Consider the following 20,514-nt stretch of genomic DNA (forward strand, 5'->3'; position numbering starts at 1 on the left):
CGCTCTGCCGGCGCATCTTGAATTCATAAAACAGACGCGACTTGCCGACCCCCGCCTCGGCCATCGCGGCTACGATCTGCCCATGTCCGCCGCGCGCCAGCCCGAGCGCCCGGTCCAGCTGCTCCAGTTCCGCACGCCGTCCCACGAACTTCGACAACCCGCGCGACGCCGACATCTGCAGCCGAGTCCTGAGCGGGCCGATCGCGATGACCTCGTACACGTTGATCGGATCGCTGACGCCTTTGATTCGCACCGGGCCGAGCGGCTTCAAGTCGAAGTAGCCGGCCGTGAGTTTCTGCGTCTGCTCGGTGATGACGATCGAGCCCGTCGGCGCGAGCGTTTGCATTCGCGCGGCCAGGCTCATCGAATGCCCGATCGGCGTGTACTCGGTGTGCGCGTCGTCGGTGCGAATCGAGCGCACCACCACTTCTCCGGTGTTGAGCCCGACCCGAATCTCGACCGGCGGATTTCCCGCCGCGCGCAGGCCGGCCGAATACTTCGCCATGTCCTCCTGCACCCGCAGCGCCGCGTAGAGTCCGCGCTGGGCGTGGTCTTCATGCGCAACCGGCGCACCGAACAGCGCGAAGATTCCGTCGCCGGTGGACTGCACGATGTAACCGTCGTAGCGATGCATCGCGTCGATCATCAGCTTGAGCGCCGGATCGACAATCGCGCGCGCTTCTTCGGGATCGAGACCCTCCATCAGGTCCATCGATCCCTTGATGTCGGCGAACAGCGCCGTCACGGTCTTGCGCTCGCCACCCGACGCGTCCGCGGCGGCCTGCTCGAGCCTGACGCGAACTGCGGGCTCGACCGCCGGCGAAGGAGACTTGGCGCTCGCGATGGCTTCCCGAACCACCATCAGCGCCATCCCGCATTCACCGCAGAATTTGAACTCCGGCGGATTTTCCAATCCGCAACGCGGACACTTGCTTCGCAGCGCAGTCCCGCAACCGCCGCAAAACTTCATCCCGCCCGGATTTTCCGTCCCGCAACTCGAACATCGCATCGCGACTGAGTTTATTTCTTATTTCCTCTCCCTGTAAGGGAGAAGATGAAGGTGAGGGTCCTTATTCAGCGCGCATCTTTTGCGCGCGATTCAAGATTCTGCATCCGCTCACGACTTCAGCCTCATCGCCTCGGTGAGAAACGGTTGCACCCACGGCGCACGGTTGACCATCGTGGAGACGGGGGCGAATATTTCTATTGAATGCGGAATTGCTCCATTAGTACGGTTGGCGGGCGGGGAGCGATCCTGTTCGGCGCTGTTCTCTTCGCAGCAGTCGCAGTTGGGCTGCATAGCGCAGAAGGCCAGACTCAGCCATCGGCGCCTGACTCTCTCAAGCCGCCCGCCGGCGAACACCTGCGAGCCCACGCACACGCATCCGGGCAACAGATTTACACCTGCGATGGATCAAAATGGATTCTCAGCGGACCCGATGCCAAACTCTTTGATGAAGCCGGACGAAAGGTCGGGTCTCACTTCGCCGGGCCAACCTGGCAATGGTCGGACGGCAGCCGGGTAACCGCGAAACCTATAGCCAGTGCTACCCCCGATCCGGAATCGATTCCGTGGCTACTTTTGACCGCGACCAGTCACACCGGCGATGGCGAGATGAAGAACGTTTCCACTATCCAGCGATTGCAGACGAAAGGCGGTAAAGCCCCCGCTAACGGCTGCGAAGAATCGCACAGAGGTGCGCAGGCGCGAGTCTCTTACACAGCCGATTATTATTTCTACGCGCCCTGAAACGGCGAGAGGAGCCGGAGGGTTACCACTTCAGCCCCATCGCCTCGGTGAGGAATTTCATGAACGGCGCCGATGACGCACATGCTTTGGAAAACAAATCCATGAACTCCGCCGAGCAGACTTCCTTGCGCGTGAACTGCGTGCCGCCGACAAAGTCCTTGCGCTTGAGATCCTCGATCATAGGATGGCCGGCGTCGTAACCCTTCGGCGGACGCGACAGCATGTCGCCCATCATGTCGAATCGCGCTTTGAATTTGCGATCGTTGATTGCACTCATCCACTTCGACGGGTGCGCGACGATCGCGTCGCGAATCTTGGCGACGGTGTCCGCCTGCGGATGCCATACGCCGACGCCGGCAAACGCCTCCGCCGGCGACAGCGACAAGTAAAACGACGGCGAGTTGAAATGCGCGCCGTCGCGATGACCGAACGCCGCCGACGCGTTCGTGTGATACGGCGTCTTGTCGCGCGAGAAGCGCAGATTGCGATAGATGCGCATCATCGATCCGCCGGTCGGACGCGGATCCGCAACGTAGCGGTCGCTGATCTTTCGCAGCCGCGGCGCGAAATCCGCGATGAACGCGAGCATCGGCTCGCGCACGTCATGCTCGTAGCGCGGCTTGTTGGCTGCGAACCAGTCGCGATTGTTGTTGCGGCTCAGCTCCTCGAAAAATTCGAAAAATCGCGGAGTGAAGTAGCGCTGCGCCATCGTTCGCGAATCACGCCCGAAGAAATTCGTCGAAAATCTTGAAGAAGCGATCCGGCTGATCGCGATGCACCCCGTGGCCCGCGTTCTCGAACACTTCCAGGCGCGCCACTCCGGGCGTCATCGCCGCAGCAATATCCTTCGAGTCGGCCACCGGCAGGATCGGATCGAGTTCTCCCGCGGTAATCAGCGTCGGGCACTTTATTTTTCCAAGGTCGGGCAGAAAGTTGAAGGTGTGCGATTCGTGCAGAAAAAACTCGGCGGTCAGCATCGGATTCATCACCGCGCGCTGGAGAAACTCGGGCGGCGATGGAGTCCGGTTGTACAGCGGGAGGCACTTCTTCGTATATTCGGCCATCGCTTCCGGCCCGGGATTCTCGAAAAATCGGCGCGCAACTTCGCGCACTTCGGGACCGCCGATCTTCTCGAACATTTCCAGCGATCGATCCTGGCGGGATACCGCCGCCGTGCTGCTCAGCACCAGCTTGCCGGGATGCTCAGGATGGCGCGTCGCATACGACATCGCGACCATCCCGCCGAACGAGACGCCGAGCACGACCGGGCGCTCGATCTCCAGCGCCTCGCAAAACGCGCGCACGTCGTCGCCCCACTGCGCGAGATTCCATTTCGCCGGATCGCCGTGATCGCTGCGCCCGTTGCCGCGATGGTCGAGATACACAACCTGCGCGGTCTCCGCGAGCCGCGAGAAATCGGGCTTGAAGTTCGAATGGTCGAAGCCAGGCCCGCCATGCAGCAGGACTACGGTCGGCACCTCGCGCATCTTCGCGCCGTCGGGCCGCAACTTCGCGCCTTCAACATCGAAAAACAGCCGAACGTCGCCAATGTTCACGCGCATCGGCGGATTACTAACGCGAACGACCGTCAGGTGCAAACAATCTAGCGCTCGATGCGCAGATGGAAAATGCCGTCGCGCGAGGTCGATTCGAGGATCACGTAACCCTCCACCTCCGCCGCGCCAGGTATGTCGCGAGCGCCGCGCGGATCGTCGAGCGTCAGATCGAGCACCTCGCCGCGCGCCCTCTGCTCGAGCCGCACTTTCGCGCGCGCCCAGTTGAGCGGGCACTTGACGCCTCGCAAGTCGAGGCGAACGGTTTTGTCGCGGGCTTCCATGCCTGCATGATTCTTAGCACACGCTGCTCGCGTGAATCCGCAGCACGAAATCGCTAAGCTGACGCGATGTTCCTCGAAAGTCCCGAGCTCTACGACGCCATCTATCACTTCAAGAACTACGCCCGCGAATGCGAAGTTCTGCGCGCCGTGATCGCAGTAGCGGCGCCGGGAGCGCGCACGATTCTCGACGTCGCATGCGGAACGGGCGAGCACGATAAATTTCTGAAGGATCACTATGCCGTTGACGGCGTCGATCTCAACGAAAACTATCTGAGCGCCGCGCGCGTGAAGAATCTCGCCGGCCGCTACACGCGCGCCGACATGACCGGCTTCGATCTCGCGACGACCTACGACGCAGTGACGTGCCTGTTCAGCGCGATCGGCTATGTCCGCACCGTCGATCGCATGCAGCATGCGATCGCGAGCATGGCGCGTCACGTGAAGCCGAGCGGCGTGCTGATCGTCGAACCCTGGATTACTCCGGATGCGTGGAAACCCGGCAATTCCTTCATTCATGCCGGCGAAATCGGCCCTGACAAAGTCTGCCGCATGAGCCTGAGCGGCCAGGAGGGCAATCTGTCGGTCACGCTCATGCACTATCTCAGGAGCACCTCCGCGGGCATCGAGCACTACAGCGAACGCCTCGAGCTAGGCTTGTTCACCCGCGAAGAAATGACCCGCGCATTCGAGTCCGCAAACATGGACGTCCGGTACGACACGGAGGGCTTGATGGGCCGCGGGCTATATGTCGCGCGTCATCGCACCTCAGCGAAGAATTAGGAATGTGGACCCTCACCCGACGCGCGCGGACGCGCGTCGACCTCTCCCTGATAGAGAGAGGCTAGGAATCGGGATTCTTCGCTTCGCTCAAGAATGACACAAAGAAAAGAACCTGAGAGCAAAAGGGCGTCCTCGCCATTTTGCGATTAGTACTTTTCACTGGGTGCAGAGCCTGTCCTGAGCGAAGCCGAAGGAGGTCACCCCTGCCGAAGGAAGCGTGAAACCCACCGCGGGTTTCACATTCAATGAATCTTAGACCTTCCTGCTCTGACCCTTCGCTTCGGCCCAGCCCTGCTTGAGGGGCACTACGTGATGGAAAAACAATTTGCGCTCGGCGAAACGCCATCGACCGCGCTCGCGCCGATATTTGTCCTCGTAGTATCCAGCCGCCGTGACGCTCTCGCCGTTGCGGGAGAAACGCGCTTCGATCGCGCAAGTGCCGTGAGCTTCGTCGCCAGTGACTTCAATGATGTGATTCTGGATGAACGGAATCGCGACCTCGGGCTCGCGCACCGACGCGCGATAGAACTTCAGCAGCGCCTCGCGCCCACGCACCGGCTTGAAGTCCGCGTCAGTCACGTCGAGCACGCCGTCGTCGGCGAACAGATTCGCGACCGCCTCGCCCTCGCCATGCACGACGTGCCAGCAGTAACGCGCGGTCAGCTCCTTGATCTCTTCGCGATCTTCCAGCTCCTGAACCCGCTGCTCGATTGTTTTCGCCATGGTCATCAGCTCGCGAATCTTTCAGTTGCGCGTTTGAGAACTGCGCGCATCGCGTCGAGGCTCTGCGCGCCCACCAATGGATATTCGCCGATGAAAAACGTCGGCACGCCGCTGACTCCGCGCTGATGCGCTGCGAGCGAATTGTTCTTCAGCCGCATTTCGTACTTTGGCGATTTTATCGCGTCCGCCACTTCGCCTGCGTCGAGTCCCGCTTCTCCCGCCAGCCGCGCGACAACGCCGGCGTCGCCGATGTTCTCGCCGTCGTTGAAGTACGCGCGGTAGATTCGCTCTTCGAGCGCTTCGTCGCGGCCCGACTCGCGCGCAAACTCCGTAGCCGCCAGCGCGGCACGCGAGTTGGTCAGCACGGTTGGCGGTTTCATCGAAAATCCCACCGCCTCGGCCATCGCACCGATCCGCTTCCAGAGCGCAACTCGCGAAGCACCGTCGCCGGCCTCGCGCAGCTGGTCAGCGGCGATTCCTTGCGCCGGTCAGTCGGGATGAATTTGAAAGCCGCGCCATTCGAGTTGAAAATCGAATTCCGGCTTCAGCCGGCGCATCGTTTCGAAACCGACGTAGCAGAACGGACAGATATAGTCCGAGAACATCACGATCTTCAGCGCCATTGCTCGATCCTCGTTCACCCAATATAAGACCGACCCTCAGGCGCCGTCAAAAGCGCATTTTCCGCAATGGCGCAGCTATGTTAATTAGCTGGCAGAACCGCGGCGCGCGATTCTCAAGCGAGGTAACGCAATGATCCTCGATTCGCTCAAGCTCGACGGCAAAGTCGCAATTATCACCGGAGCCGGACGCGGACTCGGCCGCGCGATGGCGGTGAAGTTCGCGTCGGCGGGCGCCGACATCGTCGCCGCCGCGCGCACCCAGTCGCAGCTCGACGAGACCGCCGACGCCGTCAAGCAGACCGGCCGCAAGTGCCTCATCGTACCGACCGACGTCACCGTCTCCGCTCAGGTCAACGCGCTGGCCGAGGCGACGCTCAAAGAGTTCGGCAAAATCGACATTCTGATCAACAACGCCGGCGGCGGCGACGGCACCCTTGGCAAGCAGCTCCCGGAAATCACCGACGAGGATTGGCGCCGCGGTATCGACACCAACCTCTCGAGCCAGTTCTACGGCTGCCGCGCGGTGATCCCGCAGATGGTCAAGCAGCAGCGCGGCAAAATTATCAACATCGCGTCGGGCTACGGGCTGCGCGGCGGCAAACACAACTTTATGTACACGTGCTCGAAGGGCGGCACGATCCAGTTGACGCGCTCGATGGCGCTGACGTACGCGCAGTTCAACATCCAGACCAATTGCATCGTCCCCGGAATTTTTCCACACAACGAAGAGATGATGCAATTTTTCAAGGGCGGCAAATTTATTCCGATCGGCCGCGTCGGCGACGACAGCGAACTCGGCCCGCTCGCCGTGTTCCTCGCCTCCGACGCGTCCAACCACGTCAACGGCGAACTGATCGCGATCGACGGCGGCGGCCTCGCAGGCGGAATCACGCCGACTGGCGTGTCGCCCGAAACTTCGAACTAGCGAAAACGTGGAAACCCAGCGGAGCTAAAATGCCCTCCTCCAACTCATCCAATGACTTCTCGCTCGAAGGCAAAAGCGCGCTGGTCGTCGGCGCCGAGCATTCCGTCGGCCGCGCCGCCGCGGTCACTCTCGCTGAGGCCGGCGCGAAGATCGTACTCGCCTCGCAGGAGCCCGGCACCGACAAGCAGCTCAAGGAAGTCGCCAAGCTAGTCAGCGCGGCCGGCACCAAGCCCGTGATTCGCGTGCAGAGCGCGTCGATGCGCGCCGACCTTTCCGCCACCGCAGACTTCGCCGCCAAGCAGCTCGGCCGACTGGACATCGTCGTCAACGCGCTCGACACGCCAGCCTACGGACCCGCGGAAGCCAGCGACGATACCGCGTTCGACAAAATAATGGAGAACAATCTCAAAACGGTGTGGATGTCGTGCCAGGAAGGCGCGCGCGTGATGCTACGACAGGGCGGCGGCGTCATCGTCAACATCACGTCGGTGCTGGCAGAACGCGGCGTCCCCAACGCGGCGCTCTACTGCGCGGCGAAAGCGGCCGTGCTGAATCTGACGCGTGCGCTCGCGCTCGAATGGGCGCGCAAGGGAATCCGTGTCAACGCGATCCAGGCCGGATGGCTCGACGACGAATCGAGTCCCGCCAACAAGGACGACGAGTTCAGCAAGACTCTGCTCAAGTACCTGCCCTACAATCGTCTCGTGAAGCCCGAAGAACTCGGCGGCGCCCTGCTCTACTTGTGTTCGCCCGCCGCTGGCTTCGTCACCGGCGAGTTCATCGCGGTGGACGGCGGCCTGCGCGCCCGCGTGTAGGATTCGCGCTATCTCTCCGCGACAGTGAACATGTAGTCGCCGCCGTCGTACGCGAACTTGCGAATCACATCGTTGATGCGTCCCGACTTGATGTCGTCGGCGATGCGAGCCACTCCGCGCGCGATCTCTTCCTGGTCGGGTGCATCGGCGAAACAAGAGATGCCGCTTCGGATACGTGGGTCGAGGTAGCGCTCGGGCTGAAGCTTTCCGCAGCAGAGAAAAAAGTCCTTCAGTTCGGCGGTGACGTCGTATTTTTCCTCGCACGCGATTCGAAAGCCGGCCGACTCAAGCACATCGATCGTTACAAATCGGTGATACGGCGCCGTCGCCTTTTCCATCATCAGGGGGAAATATTCGTTGAGCCAGTAATGCCGCATCTGCTCGGCTGTGCCGTTGAGAATCACGAATCGCGCCTGCGGCGTCAGCACGCGATGAACTTCCTTGAACGCTGCGACCGGGTCCGCCATATGATGATGCACGAAGGTGCAGGTCGCGCCGTCGAAGCTACCCGACGCAAACGGGATCGCTTCGGCGCGAGCATTGTGCCACGCGATCTCCGGGCACTTCGCCTTGGCCCGCTCGAGCATCGTCACCGAGAGTTCCAAACCGCGAATCGGCACGCCCGCCTGATGCATCGCGATCGTGTAATTGCCGGTGCCCGAGCCGATGTCGAGATAGCGCCCGTTCGCACGCGGCCGCAGATGATGAATCAATCGGGACAGCAGGTACGGATCTGCCTGCCGCGTCGTGTCGTAACCCACGCCAATCCGGTCGTACAGCGCCACCTACATCTGCTCTCCGCCAACGGTCAGCACGATCGCGGTCTCTTCGAGTGCTTCAACCGAATGCTCGATTGCGCGATCGAGCGCGATCAGCATCCCGGCCGTGGCAACCTGCGCTTTGCCACTCGCGACGAAATTTATTTTGCCTTCGATCACCTGCACGGTGATCGGCGCGCGCGTGTGATGCTCCTGCATTTTCGCGCCTTTCTTCAGCACCATCAGCGCCACGTTGATCCCGTCGCCCTTGACCAGCGAGCTGCCATGCCGATCGTTGTCGGTCCACGCCGGCTCGGTCTTGAGCCGCGCAATCTCCGCCCGCACATCGACGGCGATCGAGCCGCCCTGCGCCAGAAAATTCTCGTTGTGGGGATGTCGTGCGTGATGCTTTGCCTGATCGGCCTGCCGCGCACGGTCGGAGTCTTTAGTTGGTTGCGCCATGGATAACCTCCGCGATGACCCATTGTTTCCCGACCCGCAAATCAGCGCAAACACAATCACCTTCGCGGTGGGCGGCAGGGGTGACCCCTGCACCCAGTATCCACTCAAGATGCGGGGCTTCGCCCCTGTTAGAACTTTTTCGAAAAGACCTGTCCTCAGGGCTTTTCGGTATGGATACTGGGTTGCAAGGGGTCACCCCTTGCCGCCCACCGCGCAGGTGATTCAAAATTCCGTATCCAGTATCTTTTCTCGCATGAGCAAGCCCGTCTCACCGTCTGCCAACCAGGTCATCGAATACTCGAACTTCTCGTCAGTCGTCACCGGCGAGGGCGACTGGATGCCCGCCGGATTTCCGCTGCCCGACGGCGGTTTCTGGCAGTATCGCGAACCCGACGCGGTGGTGATCGTGCAGGACGGTTTTCTGCGCATTGCCGCCGTGCCATACACGCGCGGCCACGACACGATCCAGTTCCTCGATAACGCCAAGCACATGTACTTCAGCACGCGCACATTTGCGTGCCCCGACGGCGGCACGATCACGTTTTCGATCGATCTCGCCGCGACCATCGTCAAAGGCGCGCCGGGCGATCTGTACGACGGCTTCGTTTCGTTCAACGTGCTCGATTTCTCGACCGGCGCCGCGCTCGACTTCTTTGTCGGCAACGAAACGATCGCGACGGTGTACGGCAAGCTGCCATTCCCGGGAGTGCCGATCGTCGATCCCGCGCACGGCCCGCGTCACTTCTGCCTGTTCGAGGAAATTCGCGACGCGACTGCGGCCGGCCAGCTCCATCATTTTGAAATCGCTTATGACTCGGCCGCCGACCGCGTGATCTTCTCGATTGACGGCAAGCAGGTGCGCCAGTATTCCAACGTGCCGTTCAAGCTCGGACCGTGCACCCTGGCGCTCGGCCTGATGAGCGAAAAAGACATCGCGCCCGGCAAGGGCAGCGTCTCATGCCACGGCCAGGGCGCGGTCGGCAAATGGGGCAACATCCGGATTACGACGACGGCGCCGTGAACGAGCTGCCGATTGCGAGTCGGGCAAAGTTCCCGTCAAAAATCGCGTTATTTCTTAGGATCCAGACGCGAATGTTTCACGTGAAACATTTTTAGTTCAGGAGAAAGAAACGCGAAACGACTATTAGGAATTGTCGATGAAACCGGTCCTCGCCGCGCTCGCGTGCATCGTCGCCGTTTCGTGGATCTATCTGCTCTCCGGCGCGGGGATGCCGACGATGGATATGGGCGGCGGCAAAGTGATGCTGATGCCGCCGCCGTCGTGGAGCGTCGGCTACGCGGCGATCACCTTTGCGATGTGGTCGATCATGATGGTGGCGATGATGCTGCCGAGTGCCGCGCCGGTAATTCTTCGCGTCGCGAGCGGCGCGCGGGGATTTTCGACTGCCGCGCTATTTACACTGGGCTATCTGATTGTCTGGACGATATTCAGCGCGGTTGCCACGACAGTGCACTGGGCCTTCGACTCCGCACATGTGCTGTCCGACTCGATGGCTCTTCGCAGCGAAGTAGCCGCAGGCCTCATCGTAGTCGCGGCCGGCCTCTACCAATTGACGCCGGTGAAACGAAACTGCCTGCGACGCTGCTGCTCGTCGAAACACGTTCTCGCCGATGATCAAAATCGAAACGAATCGGCAGCATTACGAGCAGGACTGACCTACGGCGTTTCATGCCTCGGCTGCTGCTGGGCGCTGATGTGCCTGCTGTTCGTCGTCGGCGTGATGAACATTTTCTGGATCGCAGCAATCGCCGTCCTGGTGCTGGCTGAAAAAACTTTGCCGTGGGGTTTACGCCTCGCACGCGTAGTCGCCGTCGGCCTGATCGGATGGGGCAGCGTGGCGTTAGCGACCGCTGTGCTCTAGACGGGAGCTAGGTGTGCGCATCTGCACCGCCGGCATTACTTGTCATCCTGACCGAAGCGAGCAACGCGAGCGCATGTTTGTCATCCTGACAAAGCGAGCAACGCGAGCGGCAGGAAATGGCTTCTGGCCTCCGGACAGCGGGCGTAAGCGCCGCCGGTTCCGGTTTTGAGATGTTGCATTCCAATGAGGCCCAAGGAGCGCTGCGCGATTTTCAGAGACCGGAACCGGCTTCGCGTGCGCGAAGCTGTCCGAGGTCCTTCCTCCCTTCGCGTTGCTCAGGTCGTCAGGATGACACCCAAAAAAAAGATGGTGCGAGCATCGCGAACGATCCAAGGAACCTAACCCCTAACCCTTTCCCTCGAGGTAAGGGGAACAATCGCAAAGCCAGAACGACGCGGTGCAACTACTTGACGCCGGGGAAGCTCAATGTAAAGCCGCCGTCTACCATTATTGTTTGGGCGGTTAGATAACTCGCGGCGGGCATACAGAGCAGGCATGCGACGGCGGCGATTTCGTCGAGGGTTGGGAGGCGTTTCAGGGCCGAGCGCTCGGCGCATCGGCGCTGGAAGTCTTCGTAGTTGTCGCCCAGGTAGTTCGCGTAGAAGCGGGCGGAGTCGGTGTCGATGTAGCCGACGTTGAGGCCGTTGACCGTGATGCCGCGCGGGCCGAGCTCGAAGGCGAAGTCGCGCACCATGCTCTCGAGCGCGGCCTTGGCGGCGCCGAGTACGCCGTGGCCCGGCAGGTTGCGAATCGAGTCGATGCCGGAAATCATCAGCACGCGCCCGCCGTCACGCATCACCTTGTTCGCTTCCTGCACGGCGGCGACGAAGCCGTTGACGCTGAGCGCGAATGTTCGCGCGAGATTGTGCGGTTTGGTTTCCAGCAGCGGCTTGAATGCGGTCGCGGCGGCGTTCGCGATCAGAATGTCGAGGCCGCCGAGTTCCGAGGCGGCGCGGGTGACCATCGCGCGCACTTGCGCGTCGTCTTCGAGGTCGGCCTTGATGAGGATGGAGCGCGGCGCAATCGCGCGGACCTCGTCGAGCGTTTTCGCGGCGCTCGCTTCGTCGCGGCGATAGTTCATCGCGATGGTCGCGCCGAGGCGCGCGAGGCTGAGTGAGATCGCGCGGCCGAGGCCGCGCGTGCCGCCGGTTACGACTGCGATTTTGTTGGTGAGGTTGTGTTCGTGCATTGGATTAGCAGAACCAGAATCTTGAAGCGCGCGCGAAAGAGCGCGCTGAATTAGGACCCTCACCTTCGATCCTCTCCCTTACAGGGAGAGGGGAAGAAGGACGATCGCGGAGGTCTCCTGAATTTATCATCGCTTCTATGATTTCAGATTCGCGTAAAGAATTTGGCGCAGGTCTTTGGCGAGTGACGTGCCGTCGGCTCGGAGCTTGCGCGCGTTGAAGCCTTTCAGCTCGACGCTTACCGTCAGCTCGGCGTCGGAGGCGTCGGCGGGTGTTGTGAACGCGACGCGGCCGCTTTCGGGCGTGCGCGTTTCCGCAATCACCGCGGCGCCGCGGCCGTGCAGGGTGACGCGTGCGCCGGCGAGCGGCGGATACTCGCCGTCGGGCAGCCGATCGTTATCCAGCACGGTGACGCGGAGGCTGCGCAGGTCGCGGGCGCGCTCGGTTTCGACGCGCAGATCGCGCAAATAAATCATCGCCTCGGCGTACACGCCCTCGATTCCCGCACGCTGCGGCTCGCGGATCGGATTTGCCTTCAGCTCGACGCGCTGCGCCGCCATTCCGTGGTCGGACGTGACGACGAACAACGTGGCGTCGAGCAAGCCGCGCGTGCGCAGCAACTCGAGCACTGCGCCGATTCTTTTGTCGGTGCGATAGAGCGCCTCGCGCAGGCCCTCGTGATGCGGGCCGTAGTCGTGGCCGGCGCCGTCGGTCAGCACGAACTCGTGCGCGACGAAGATGGGCGCCTTGCCGTGGTCGGCGCAATGTTCGAACAGCGCGATCAGTTGCGCCATTCCGCGGATGTCGACGATTTCCTCGCGCGTCATCGCAGGAATGTTGTCCGCGGCCCATCGCGGGCTGACGTCGGAAGCCATCTCGGCCGTGAGCGCCTTGAGGCGCGTCTTATCGCCGACGATGCGCCGCTCGAACACCGCGTGATCGGCGCCGCGTCCTTGCGGTTCGTGGATCGACGCCGTGATCGTGCCGTCGCCACCGGCGCGCCTGAAGGCCTCGTACAGCGTTTCGACGTCGGGACTCAGATAGCGCTCGCCGTCGTAGATGTTTCCCTGAATCGGCACGGTCTCGCGACGCTCGCGCAGATGGAAGGTCGGGTTCACCACGTCGTGATGCCCGCACCATGCGCCGGTCAAAATCGTCGAGTGGCTCGGCTACGTGATGCTGGGGAAGTTGACGATCGAGCCGTGCGAGAGCATCGCGCCGCGTTCGACGAGGCCGGCGAGATTCGGAATCGCGTCCGGATTGTTGTCGAGCTGATGGCGCAGCTCGGAATGCGACTGGCCGTCGAGCAGAACCAGGTACACGAGCCTGGGGTGCTCGTCGTTGTCATCGATTATTTCGTCGAGCGGCCGGCCGTCCTGTCGCTTCAGATAAACTTCGGCAGGGGAGCCCGACGCGTCGAGGCCCGTGATTTTCGGCAGACCGGCTATGCGCGCGATCGTCGGGGCGATATCGACGGCGCGCGCGTTCAGTTTGAAGAGTCCTCGGCGGACGCCCGGACCGCTGAATATCAGCGGCGCGCGGCATTGCACGACGTCGAGCGCGCCGTGCTGCCCCGGCTGGATTCCCCAAGCGTAGGCTTTGGGGCTGACGATCAAGTCGGGGGCGCGCGGACTGTCGAAGAGCTGTGCGATCCGCTCGTATGCGTAGGGATGGCTCAGTGCGTGAGGCTCGAAATATGCACGATTGGGATCGTCGGTGGGATACGCGCTGCGCGCGGCGGCGTCGAGTTCGTCGGCGATGGTGGAGACGATGGAGGGATCCTGATTTGCGATCGGGTTCTCGCCTAACTGCTCGACGACTTCGAATGACAGCGCACCGCGGCGGTCGGCGAAGCGCTTGAACCGAATCATCCCGCGGCGCGACCACACTTCGTACGCGTCGGCGCGCCAGGTGATCGCGAGATCAACGTGGTCAGCAGCGGGAGACTCGGCTAGCAGCGCGAGGATCGTCGCGTCGCCGGAATCGAACTGATGCGGATCGAGTCCCTGGCCGGCGGGGCGCTCGGGTCCGTGTTCGCGCGGCTTATCGGATTCGCGATTCATCTTTTTTCGGGCCTCCCTGGTCAAAAAAACCTTGCTCCGCGCGACATGAGACGTGCAAGACAGCTAACGCACTCTACTTAATGTTCTGTTCACATTCGCAATCAAGCCAGCGAGCATTGCGTGTACGCGCGCATTCCCGCAATAGTGAAACCCCAAACCGGGAAAGGCAATCAGTATATGGCGCTCAACGAAGAATTCGAATCGAAAATCGGAAAAGGCACCAAGGCTTCGGGCAAGCTCAACTTTCGCGGCCCGGTAAAAATCGAGGGCGAAGCGGAAGGCGAGATCACCGGTGAGGAAGTCACAATCACGACCGGCGCGGTGGTGAGCGCGCGGATATCCGCGAACAAGGTTACGATTGCGGGCGCATTCAGCGGCGAAGTGACGGCGCGCGAACGCGTCGAGCTGATGGCGACGGCGCGGGTGCAATGTACCATCAGCACACCCAGCCTGGTGCTGAACGAGGGCGCGCAATTCGACGGCGACTGCAAGATGCCGACGAAGAAGCTCGCGGCGTAGGGGCGGCGCCGGCCGCCATCCACTTCACTTGATGTGAGGATTCCGATTCCCTCCCTCCTCAACGGGGGAGGGAAACGGAAAGTACGGTTTCGACGCCGCGCGAGTCGCGGCGGCGCGTTACGATTCCCGAGTCGTCGATCTCAATTTCTTCGGCGTCGCCCATCCGCGGCTCATAGATCCACAGATGCGGATCGTTGCCGCGCTGGCGGCACGATTGTTTGCTGGTGGCGGCGACCAGGGTGTTCGGATCGATTGCGGCGATGCGTCCGGTCCATCGCGTCTGCCCGCGTTCGCGGATGTGCGCGATGGTCAGCGCGCGGAAGATGACGAGGTCGGCGTCCACTTCGCCGTAACGGCCGAGCTTGGTGGTCAGGTCGTTGCGGCTGCCACCCGTGCTGATGTTGCCGCGCAGGAAACTGTCGATCGATTCGTAGGTTGCGTTGCGAGTGAAAGGGCCGCGGCTGTAGCTGGCGGCTACGCTGCGGACCAGGCCGGCGTCGTCGAGCCAGGCTTCGACTTCGTACACGTTCGAGCCGCTGGCGGGACGCCGGATGCCGTGAATCCTGCCCCATGCGAGCGTTTCAGTTTCGACGGCTAGCAACTCGCCGGCGCGCCGGATGTCGTAGCGGAACTCGCCGTCGGCAATCAGCATGCCTCGAAAGCTAACCGCTCGGGTGGGGGCGGACAAGTTTGCCAGCGTTGTCGAGTTGGGCCATTGTGGCGGCACGAAGACTCTGGTTGCCCAAGGGATATGCGGAAATGAACTGGCAGGAGTATTACCGAGCGCGCACGATTTCAGCCGATCAAGCAGCCGCCATGGTGAAGCCGGGGATGCGAGTGGATTTCCCATTCGCGTCAGGGACCGTGATGCAGCGCGCACTGGCGGCGCGTGGCAAGCATCTCGAGGGCGTGGTGGATCTCAGGATGTCGTCGCCGCTGATCGATCCCGGATGGCTGGGCGGAGACGTCGCGCAGCGTTTCCGGATCGAGTTCGAGCTGTTTATCGGCAACGTCGGACGTCCCGCGCACGATCGCCAACAGGCGACCTACCTGCCGAACTTATTTTCGACCGGCTTCAAGCCGCATGACGAGCGGCCCGCCGAAGACAAGCCGATAGATTTTACTTTCGTCAGCGTCACCGCGCCCAATGCGAAGGGATTCGTCAGCTTCGGACCGCATCAGTGGAACAAGCGGATGTACGCGCGGCGCGCGCGGCATGCGATCGCGGAAGTCGACGCAGGCATGACGCGGACCTACGGCGACGTGTACATGCACGTTTCGGAGTTCGAATATTTCGTCGCTGGAACTCCGCCGCCCCCCGATCCGGCGGTGATCGAGGCGGCGCTCGCCGCGATGGACGCCGAAAAGCGCGAGGGCCTCCGCGCGATAATCGCGGAAGTGGGCGTCGAGCGCATCTGGCCGCTCGTTCAGTACCTGCATCGCGTTGCGCTCAAGGATTTGCGCGTGTTGCTCGGGATCACGCCGCCGCCCGCAGAATTCAAAGCAGTCGCGGGATATTTGAGCGAACTGATCGACGACGGCGTGACGATTCAGATCGGCGTCGGAGATCCCAGCTCACAGATGCCGCGGATGGGCGCGTTCGACGGCAAGCATGACCTCGGACTGCATACGGAGATGTGTGCGCCGGGAATTGCGCGGCTGGTCGACGCGGGCGTCATCAACGGGCGGCGCAAGACGATTCATCGCGGCAAGGCGGTGGCGGTGGCGTGGTCGGGATCGGATCCCGACGATTTGCGGATAATCGACGACAACCCGGCGTTCGAACTTTACGACCCTGAGTACACGCTCAAGCTCGCTACGGTGGCGGCGAACTACCGGCAGACGTCAATCAACAACGCGATTAGCATCGACCTGACTGGACAGATCAATTCGGAAAGCCTGCTCGGCGCGCGAATGATGAACGGCACCGGCGGGCAGCCGGAGACTCATATCGGCGCGTTCCTATGTCCCGGCGGACGCGCGATCACCCTGCTCCAATCGACGGCGGTGGGCGGAGCGATTTCGCGTATTGTGCCGCAGCTCGAAGCCGGCGCGTTGGTGACGGTGCCGCGCTATTTCGCCGATACTGTGGTGACGGAATACGGAATCGCGCGGCTGCTCGGCAAGAACCATCGCGAGCGCGCCGCCGAATTGATCGCGATTGCTCATCCCGACCATCGCGCGGAATTGAGGGAAGCGGCTGTTCGTTTGTTCGGTTGATTTTCTTCGTCGAGCCAAGGAGGCGCCGATGCCGACACCCAATATCGTTCCCGTCCGCGAAGACCAGATCGATATAGCAGCCGGCGTCCTGGCCCGCGCGTTTCAGCTCGATCCGCCGATGGTGTACGTCTGGCCAGACGCAGCTTCGCGAGCTCGCGTGCTCCCGTCCTTCATGAAGACATTAGTCACTTACGCATCGATGTTCGGAGAGCCGCTCACGACCGCTGACAAGCCCGAGGCGGTCGCACTGTGGCTGCCGCTCGACGATCTCAGCGACACTCCGGAGCGCGACCGCATGGCCGGCATCGACCAGATTCCCGCGATACTGGGCGCCGAGGCATTCACGCGCTTCATGCACATCGCAAGCACAGCCGGTCAGTTCCATCAGCGGAGCGCGCCCGGAAAGCATCTGTATTTGTCATTTCTGGGGGTTGAACCTTCGCGCCAGGGGCAGGGCCTGGGCAGCGCGCTCATCCGTCCGATGCTCGAGCGGGCGGACGCGGAAGGTTTGCCCTGCTACCTCGATACGTTTCAGCCGCGGAACGTTCCGCTGTATCAAAAGCACGGCTTCAAAATCACGGTGGAGGAAGTCGAGCCGAACAGCGGTGTGCGAGGCTGGGGCTTCCTACGCGAACCGCGTCGTTGAATCGAACCGTCGATTATAAAAATTACCGATTCACAAAAGACGCCCGGATTCACTTCGGAATAGCACAATGTTGCTCGGCATATCCCAGCTAGGCTTGACGTTAGGCCGGAAATAGTCCAATAAGAGGGTCTATAGCGTAGTTGAGGTTTTATGATAGTCTGTTTGCCAGCTTAAGTAGGGGTAGGCGCATTAAAGAGGAAGTGAACGAATGCCATCGTCGACCAAAGTCTTGACCGTCAACGAGCTCGCCGAGTACCTGCGAGTACACCGCTCGACAATTTACCGCCTGCTCAAGAAGGGCCAGTTGCCCGGTTTCAAGATCGGCAGCGACTGGCGCTTCAACGTCGAAGTAATCGACGAGTGGCGGCTCCGCCAAGGACCGGGCGTGCTGGAAGAGGAAGTGGTGGAGTAGCGGACGGTTTCGTTGCGCGTCACTTTCAAAACTGCCCCGATTCCTGCCTGACCAGATCCGCGGCCGAAGTCACGTCGGTTTGTAATATTCACCTAATTTTTTCGAATTCAGGCGGACGCTGAATTCGAGCAAGTTGTCGGGTGCACAGGTGCGCGGCTAGACTGCGACTTCGCGCGGTAACCGCCGCAGAGTCATGCCGACAGATATTTCCGCCAAGACGCGACTGTTCACCGAATCCGTAATCCGCGAGATGACGCGGCGGGCGCTCAAGTGCGGGGCGGTGAACCTGGCGCAAGGGTTTCCCGATTTTGCGGCGCCGGCGGAAATCAAGCAAGCGGCCAAGCGCGCGATCGACGAGGAATACAATCAATACGCGATCACGCACGGCTCGCCGAACTTCCGGCGCGCAATCGCGGACAAGGTGCGCAGCTACAACGGCATCGCGTGCGATCCCGACCGCAACATCACGGTAACCTGCGGCGCGACCGAGGCGATGATCGCGACGATGCTCGCGGTGATCAACCCGGGCGACGAGGTAATCATCTTCGAGCCGTTTTACGAGAACTATGGGCCGGACGTGATCCTGGCCGGGGCGACGCCCCGCTACGTGGCGCTGCGCGATCCGGATTTTTCGATCGATCGGGCCGAGCTCGAAGCGGCGTTCGGGCCGCGGACCAAGGCGATCGTGATCAACACTCCGCACAATCCGAGCGGCAAGGTGTTCACGCGCGTCGAGCTCGAAGCGATCGCCGCGCTATGCCAGCGGCATGACACGCTGGCCATCACCGACGAGATTTACGAGCACATCATCTATGGCGGCGCCCGGCATATCTCGATCGCCAGCCTTCCCGGGATGGCCGAGCGGACGGTGACGATTAGCGGGCTGTCGAAGACCTACTCGATCACGGGATGGCGGCTGGCATACGCGATCGCGAGCGAACGGCTGACGGCGGCGATTCGCAAGGTGCATGATTTTCTGACGGTCGGCGCGCCGCATCCGCTGCAGGAAGCCGGCGCTGTCGCCCTGCGATTGCCGGAGTCCTTTTATGCGGGGCTGACCGCGATGTACGAGCGCAAGCGCGCCGCGTTGTATGGGGCGCTAACGCGAGCGGGGCTGGAATGCAGCAATCCTGACGGCGCCTATTACATCGTGGCGGAGATCGGGGGCTTAAGATTCAAGGACGACTTCGCGGCGGCGGACTTTCTGCTTGACGAAGTGGGCGTCGCGGCGGTGCCGGGTTCCAGCTTTTACCATCGCGCAGAATTGGGGCATCGGAAGATTCGATTTACGTTTTCAAAGAGTGACGAGACGATCGCGGCAGCCGCGGAACGGCTGGGGCATTTGCAGGAAAAGTTGGCGGCGCGGTCACTTCTCCCCTAGCCCCTCTCCCTTCAGGAGAGGGGAAAAGAACCTTCAGGCGGATTTTTTGCCGCCCTGGATTGTGCGGAGGCGCGGGCGCTCGATGCCGCCTGAGAGGTACACCAGCACGGTCCAGGCGCTGCGCGTGAGCGGGTAGCAGAGCAGCACACAACCGCATGCGACCGCGCACAGAATGAAGATTTCGGCGGCGTCAGAGAGCTGTGTGACGAAGGCGAGAATCGCCCAGCAGACCAGGAACGAGGCGGCGGCCACCGCGAAGTCGAGATACATCGCGCCGAGTGTCTCGCCGGGATCCTTCCAGAACACGACGTGGCATCGCGGGCATTCGCGATTCATTTTGAAGTGCGACTGGAAGATCGCGCCGTTGCGACATACCGGGCATCGGCAGTTGAGCGCGCACTTGATCAGCGCAGATGCGGAATCGTTCGCCACTATCTGATTTTACTCCGCGGCGCGCTTGACGCTAGCGACTATTGGGCGCTAGCCGGCTTTGCCCCCTCGTCGAGGAGGGGCGCCGGAGTACCGGGCGCAGACTCAAAACCGTCGGGCAGATCGCGCGTCGGCGAAATACGAATGACGACGATTTGGCTTCGATCGAGCTTGGCGCGCGATGGACGCGCAAAGCCGATTCGCGCGAGCAGATATTTTTTGGGGTACTCGGCGATCACCTGGTCCTGAAGCTTTGTGTCCGTCACGATTTCCGCCTTGCCGATGAACGCAGGGCCGGTGCGCGTCCCGATCCAGATCATCGCGGGGCTGCCGCGCTTGATCCGCTTGGCCTTCCAGCTGGTCGGCGAGGTTTCGATGAGGACCTGATGGTCGGCGGTCGTAATGAACCAGACGGGCGCGGCTTGGCTTTGGTTGCCGTCTTTGCGAACCGTCGCAATATAGATGTAGGTGGCCCGGGCGAGAGCGTCGGTGTCGCGCTTTGAGGTGGCAGCGAGCGCGGGCGTGGCGACGGCGAAAAGGATTGCGGCAGCGGCGATGAGCTGAGGAAGATTGGCAGTGGATATTTTCATGACTGCTCCATCGTCAATTTTGCGGGAATTTTCAATCGCCGAGATAACGGCGCCGCACGAAAACTTCACCCAGGAACAGCATGATTACAAGCGGAATCAGCCATGGATCGGCGCTGCGGCGGAATGCCACGGTCTGACCGCTGTGGCGGGCGATGGTCGTGGGGGCAGCGTCGAAGACGCCGTGCGTCGCGGTGGACAGGCGTCGCAACAAACCTAGATTGGGCGGCTTGATACGCAGCTCGGCGCTGTCGGCCGGGATCGATCCGGCGGCGGCGAATTCGCGCTGTTCGAGAATTTTTTCGGTTTCGCCCGCTTTGAACATCAGCGTCGCCGCGTATTTGCCGCGCGGCAGCGGCCCGACTTCGCCGCGATAGATCGAGGCGCCGGCCTCGGTCATCGGAACGTCGATGGCGCGGCCGGGCCCGGTAATCCGGCAGACCAGATTGCTTACCGGATCGGGGTCGGCTTTTTCAGCCTCGACCGCGATCGAGCCGTCGGCCGCGCCGTGGAC

24 protein-coding genes and 3 pseudogenes are annotated in these 20,514 nt (G+C 61.9%); 11 read left to right on the forward strand and 16 right to left on the reverse strand.

What is annotated here, in order from left to right:
- A partial coding sequence (locus tag VIW95_RS08300) for an adenylate/guanylate cyclase domain-containing protein (RefSeq protein ID WP_331585288.1) occupies positions 1–913 on the reverse strand: 913 nt, incomplete at its 3' end.
- Positions 914–931: 18 nt separating this feature from the next.
- Positions 932–1,009: pseudogene (locus VIW95_RS17590) on the reverse strand (zinc-ribbon domain-containing protein); the annotation flags it as partial.
- A 201-nt stretch (positions 1,010–1,210) separates the two neighbouring features.
- On the opposite strand from VIW95_RS17590, the gene VIW95_RS17595 reads away from it, so the two are divergent.
- On the forward strand, positions 1,211–1,750 hold the full coding sequence (locus VIW95_RS17595; protein ID WP_414645276.1) for a DUF3455 domain-containing protein: 540 nt from the start codon (positions 1,211–1,213) through the stop codon (positions 1,748–1,750).
- A gap of 22 nt (positions 1,751–1,772) precedes the next feature.
- On the opposite strand, the gene VIW95_RS08305 is transcribed toward VIW95_RS17595, so the two are convergent.
- The 3 genes from VIW95_RS08305 to VIW95_RS08315 are packed head-to-tail and all read right to left on the reverse strand — an operon-like array spanning position 1,773 to position 3,587.
- Positions 1,773–2,459, reverse strand: a complete 687-nt coding sequence (locus VIW95_RS08305) for a TIGR02453 family protein (protein WP_331585290.1) — start codon at positions 2,457–2,459, stop codon at positions 1,773–1,775.
- A 10-nt stretch (positions 2,460–2,469) separates the two neighbouring features.
- Positions 2,470–3,312 carry an alpha/beta hydrolase gene (locus VIW95_RS08310; protein WP_331585292.1) on the reverse strand — a complete coding sequence of 281 codons (843 nt, stop codon included), beginning with the start codon at positions 3,310–3,312 and terminating at the stop codon, positions 2,470–2,472.
- 41 nt (positions 3,313–3,353) lie between these two features.
- Positions 3,354–3,587, reverse strand: coding sequence for a sulfurtransferase TusA family protein (locus VIW95_RS08315; protein ID WP_331585294.1), 234 nt, complete (start codon positions 3,585–3,587; stop codon positions 3,354–3,356).
- Between the two features lie 66 nt (positions 3,588–3,653).
- Here VIW95_RS08315 and VIW95_RS08320 point away from each other — a divergent pair, with 66 nt between their 5' ends.
- Positions 3,654–4,367: a class I SAM-dependent methyltransferase gene (locus VIW95_RS08320; protein ID WP_331585296.1), complete on the forward strand. Its 714-nt coding sequence runs from the start codon at positions 3,654–3,656 to the stop codon at positions 4,365–4,367.
- A 252-nt stretch (positions 4,368–4,619) separates the two neighbouring features.
- Here the strand turns inward: VIW95_RS08320 and VIW95_RS08325 are convergent, their stop codons facing one another.
- Positions 4,620–5,090 carry a nuclear transport factor 2 family protein gene (locus tag VIW95_RS08325; RefSeq protein WP_331585298.1) on the reverse strand — a complete coding sequence of 157 codons (471 nt, stop codon included), beginning with the start codon at positions 5,088–5,090 and terminating at the stop codon, positions 4,620–4,622.
- Between the two features lie 5 nt (positions 5,091–5,095).
- Positions 5,096–5,713, reverse strand: a pseudogene (locus VIW95_RS08330) (DsbA family oxidoreductase).
- 130 nt (positions 5,714–5,843) lie between these two features.
- On the opposite strand from VIW95_RS08330, the gene VIW95_RS08335 reads away from it, so the two are divergent.
- Entirely contained in the window at positions 5,844–6,638 is a 795-nt protein-coding gene (locus tag VIW95_RS08335) for an SDR family NAD(P)-dependent oxidoreductase (RefSeq protein ID WP_331585300.1), read from the forward strand.
- Between the two features lie 29 nt (positions 6,639–6,667).
- Complete coding sequence (locus VIW95_RS08340) at positions 6,668–7,453, forward strand: SDR family NAD(P)-dependent oxidoreductase (protein WP_331585302.1); 786 nt, start codon at positions 6,668–6,670, stop codon at positions 7,451–7,453.
- Between the two features lie 8 nt (positions 7,454–7,461).
- On the opposite strand, the gene VIW95_RS08345 is transcribed toward VIW95_RS08340, so the two are convergent.
- Entirely contained in the window at positions 7,462–8,238 is a 777-nt protein-coding gene (locus VIW95_RS08345; protein WP_331585304.1) for a class I SAM-dependent methyltransferase, read from the reverse strand.
- On the reverse strand, positions 8,239–8,673 hold the full coding sequence (locus VIW95_RS08350; protein WP_331585306.1) for a hypothetical protein: 435 nt from the start codon (positions 8,671–8,673) through the stop codon (positions 8,239–8,241). It lies immediately after the preceding gene.
- A gap of 253 nt (positions 8,674–8,926) precedes the next feature.
- On the opposite strand from VIW95_RS08350, the gene VIW95_RS08355 reads away from it, so the two are divergent.
- Together VIW95_RS08355 and VIW95_RS08360 are read left to right on the forward strand one after the other, a co-directional pair.
- The gene (locus VIW95_RS08355; protein WP_331585308.1) at positions 8,927–9,694 is read left to right on the forward strand and encodes a DUF6081 family protein; all 768 of its coding nucleotides are present in this window, start codon (positions 8,927–8,929) and stop codon (positions 9,692–9,694) included.
- Positions 9,695–9,830: 136 nt separating this feature from the next.
- A complete protein-coding gene (locus VIW95_RS08360; protein ID WP_331585310.1) occupies positions 9,831–10,556 on the forward strand; it encodes a DUF2182 domain-containing protein in 726 nt (241 codons plus the stop codon).
- Positions 10,557–10,959: 403 nt separating this feature from the next.
- On the opposite strand, the gene VIW95_RS08365 is transcribed toward VIW95_RS08360, so the two are convergent.
- From VIW95_RS08365 to VIW95_RS08375, 3 genes and pseudogenes are all read right to left on the reverse strand, one after another.
- Entirely contained in the window at positions 10,960–11,745 is a 786-nt protein-coding gene (locus VIW95_RS08365; protein WP_331585312.1) for an SDR family oxidoreductase, read from the reverse strand.
- A 135-nt stretch (positions 11,746–11,880) separates the two neighbouring features.
- Positions 11,881–12,900: pseudogene (locus VIW95_RS08370) on the reverse strand (alkaline phosphatase family protein); the annotation flags it as partial.
- A gap of 12 nt (positions 12,901–12,912) precedes the next feature.
- On the reverse strand, positions 12,913–13,806 hold the full coding sequence (locus VIW95_RS08375) for a hypothetical protein (RefSeq protein WP_331585314.1): 894 nt from the start codon (positions 13,804–13,806) through the stop codon (positions 12,913–12,915).
- A 177-nt stretch (positions 13,807–13,983) separates the two neighbouring features.
- Here VIW95_RS08375 and VIW95_RS08380 point away from each other — a divergent pair, with 177 nt between their 5' ends.
- Positions 13,984–14,325 (forward strand): polymer-forming cytoskeletal protein, encoded by a 342-nt coding sequence (locus VIW95_RS08380; RefSeq protein WP_331585316.1) that lies wholly within the window; start codon positions 13,984–13,986, stop codon positions 14,323–14,325.
- Positions 14,326–14,383: 58 nt separating this feature from the next.
- Here the strand turns inward: VIW95_RS08380 and VIW95_RS08385 are convergent, their stop codons facing one another.
- Entirely contained in the window at positions 14,384–14,977 is a 594-nt protein-coding gene (locus tag VIW95_RS08385) for a hypothetical protein (protein ID WP_331585318.1), read from the reverse strand.
- An 86-nt stretch (positions 14,978–15,063) separates the two neighbouring features.
- On the opposite strand from VIW95_RS08385, the gene VIW95_RS08390 reads away from it, so the two are divergent.
- From VIW95_RS08390 to VIW95_RS08405, 4 genes are all read left to right on the forward strand, one after another.
- Complete coding sequence (locus tag VIW95_RS08390) at positions 15,064–16,545, forward strand: acetyl-CoA hydrolase/transferase family protein (protein WP_331585321.1); 1,482 nt, start codon at positions 15,064–15,066, stop codon at positions 16,543–16,545.
- Between the two features lie 28 nt (positions 16,546–16,573).
- Positions 16,574–17,191: a GNAT family N-acetyltransferase gene (locus VIW95_RS08395; protein WP_331585323.1), complete on the forward strand. Its 618-nt coding sequence runs from the start codon at positions 16,574–16,576 to the stop codon at positions 17,189–17,191.
- A gap of 208 nt (positions 17,192–17,399) precedes the next feature.
- A complete protein-coding gene (locus VIW95_RS08400) occupies positions 17,400–17,603 on the forward strand; it encodes a helix-turn-helix domain-containing protein (RefSeq protein ID WP_331585325.1) in 204 nt (67 codons plus the stop codon).
- A 193-nt stretch (positions 17,604–17,796) separates the two neighbouring features.
- Entirely contained in the window at positions 17,797–18,984 is a 1,188-nt protein-coding gene (locus VIW95_RS08405; RefSeq protein WP_331585327.1) for a pyridoxal phosphate-dependent aminotransferase, read from the forward strand.
- 33 nt (positions 18,985–19,017) lie between these two features.
- On the opposite strand, the gene VIW95_RS08410 is transcribed toward VIW95_RS08405, so the two are convergent.
- From VIW95_RS08410 to VIW95_RS08420, 3 genes are all read right to left on the reverse strand, one after another.
- Positions 19,018–19,416: a hypothetical protein gene (locus VIW95_RS08410; protein WP_331585329.1), complete on the reverse strand. Its 399-nt coding sequence runs from the start codon at positions 19,414–19,416 to the stop codon at positions 19,018–19,020.
- A gap of 38 nt (positions 19,417–19,454) precedes the next feature.
- The gene (locus VIW95_RS08415) at positions 19,455–20,003 is read right to left on the reverse strand and encodes a pyridoxamine 5'-phosphate oxidase family protein (protein ID WP_331585331.1); all 549 of its coding nucleotides are present in this window, start codon (positions 20,001–20,003) and stop codon (positions 19,455–19,457) included.
- A gap of 31 nt (positions 20,004–20,034) precedes the next feature.
- The coding region (locus tag VIW95_RS08420) for a hypothetical protein (RefSeq protein WP_331585333.1) at positions 20,035–20,514 on the reverse strand (480 nt) is incomplete at its 5' end.

The organism is Binatus sp. (SeqCode), assembly GCF_036522015.1.
Lineage (GTDB): Bacteria > Desulfobacterota > Binatia > Binatales > Binataceae > Binatus.

Bases quoted from the DNA above. Each gene is read 5' to 3' on its own strand.
- VIW95_RS17595 (WP_414645276.1), top strand. From the start codon at position 1,211: ATGCGGAATTGCTCCATTAGTACGGTTGGCGGGCGGGGAGCGATCCTG.
- VIW95_RS08305 (WP_331585290.1), bottom strand. From the start codon at position 2,459: ATGGCGCAGCGCTACTTCACTCCGCGATTTTTCGAATTTTTCGAGGAG.
- VIW95_RS08310 (WP_331585292.1), bottom strand. From the start codon at position 3,312: ATGCGCGTGAACATTGGCGACGTTCGGCTGTTTTTCGATGTTGAAGGC.
- VIW95_RS08315 (WP_331585294.1), bottom strand. From the start codon at position 3,587: ATGGAAGCCCGCGACAAAACCGTTCGCCTCGACTTGCGAGGCGTCAAG.
- VIW95_RS08320 (WP_331585296.1), top strand. From the start codon at position 3,654: ATGTTCCTCGAAAGTCCCGAGCTCTACGACGCCATCTATCACTTCAAG.
- VIW95_RS08325 (WP_331585298.1), bottom strand. From the start codon at position 5,090: ATGGCGAAAACAATCGAGCAGCGGGTTCAGGAGCTGGAAGATCGCGAA.
- VIW95_RS08335 (WP_331585300.1), top strand. From the start codon at position 5,844: ATGATCCTCGATTCGCTCAAGCTCGACGGCAAAGTCGCAATTATCACC.
- VIW95_RS08340 (WP_331585302.1), top strand. From the start codon at position 6,668: ATGCCCTCCTCCAACTCATCCAATGACTTCTCGCTCGAAGGCAAAAGC.
- VIW95_RS08350 (WP_331585306.1), bottom strand. From the start codon at position 8,673: ATGGCGCAACCAACTAAAGACTCCGACCGTGCGCGGCAGGCCGATCAG.
- VIW95_RS08355 (WP_331585308.1), top strand. From the start codon at position 8,927: ATGAGCAAGCCCGTCTCACCGTCTGCCAACCAGGTCATCGAATACTCG.
- VIW95_RS08360 (WP_331585310.1), top strand. From the start codon at position 9,831: ATGAAACCGGTCCTCGCCGCGCTCGCGTGCATCGTCGCCGTTTCGTGG.
- VIW95_RS08365 (WP_331585312.1), bottom strand. From the start codon at position 11,745: ATGCACGAACACAACCTCACCAACAAAATCGCAGTCGTAACCGGCGGC.
- VIW95_RS08375 (WP_331585314.1), bottom strand. From the start codon at position 13,806: ATGAATCGCGAATCCGATAAGCCGCGCGAACACGGACCCGAGCGCCCC.
- VIW95_RS08380 (WP_331585316.1), top strand. From the start codon at position 13,984: ATGGCGCTCAACGAAGAATTCGAATCGAAAATCGGAAAAGGCACCAAG.
- VIW95_RS08385 (WP_331585318.1), bottom strand. From the start codon at position 14,977: ATGCTGATTGCCGACGGCGAGTTCCGCTACGACATCCGGCGCGCCGGC.
- VIW95_RS08395 (WP_331585323.1), top strand. From the start codon at position 16,574: ATGCCGACACCCAATATCGTTCCCGTCCGCGAAGACCAGATCGATATA.
- VIW95_RS08400 (WP_331585325.1), top strand. From the start codon at position 17,400: ATGCCATCGTCGACCAAAGTCTTGACCGTCAACGAGCTCGCCGAGTAC.
- VIW95_RS08405 (WP_331585327.1), top strand. From the start codon at position 17,797: ATGCCGACAGATATTTCCGCCAAGACGCGACTGTTCACCGAATCCGTA.
- VIW95_RS08415 (WP_331585331.1), bottom strand. From the start codon at position 20,003: ATGAAAATATCCACTGCCAATCTTCCTCAGCTCATCGCCGCTGCCGCA.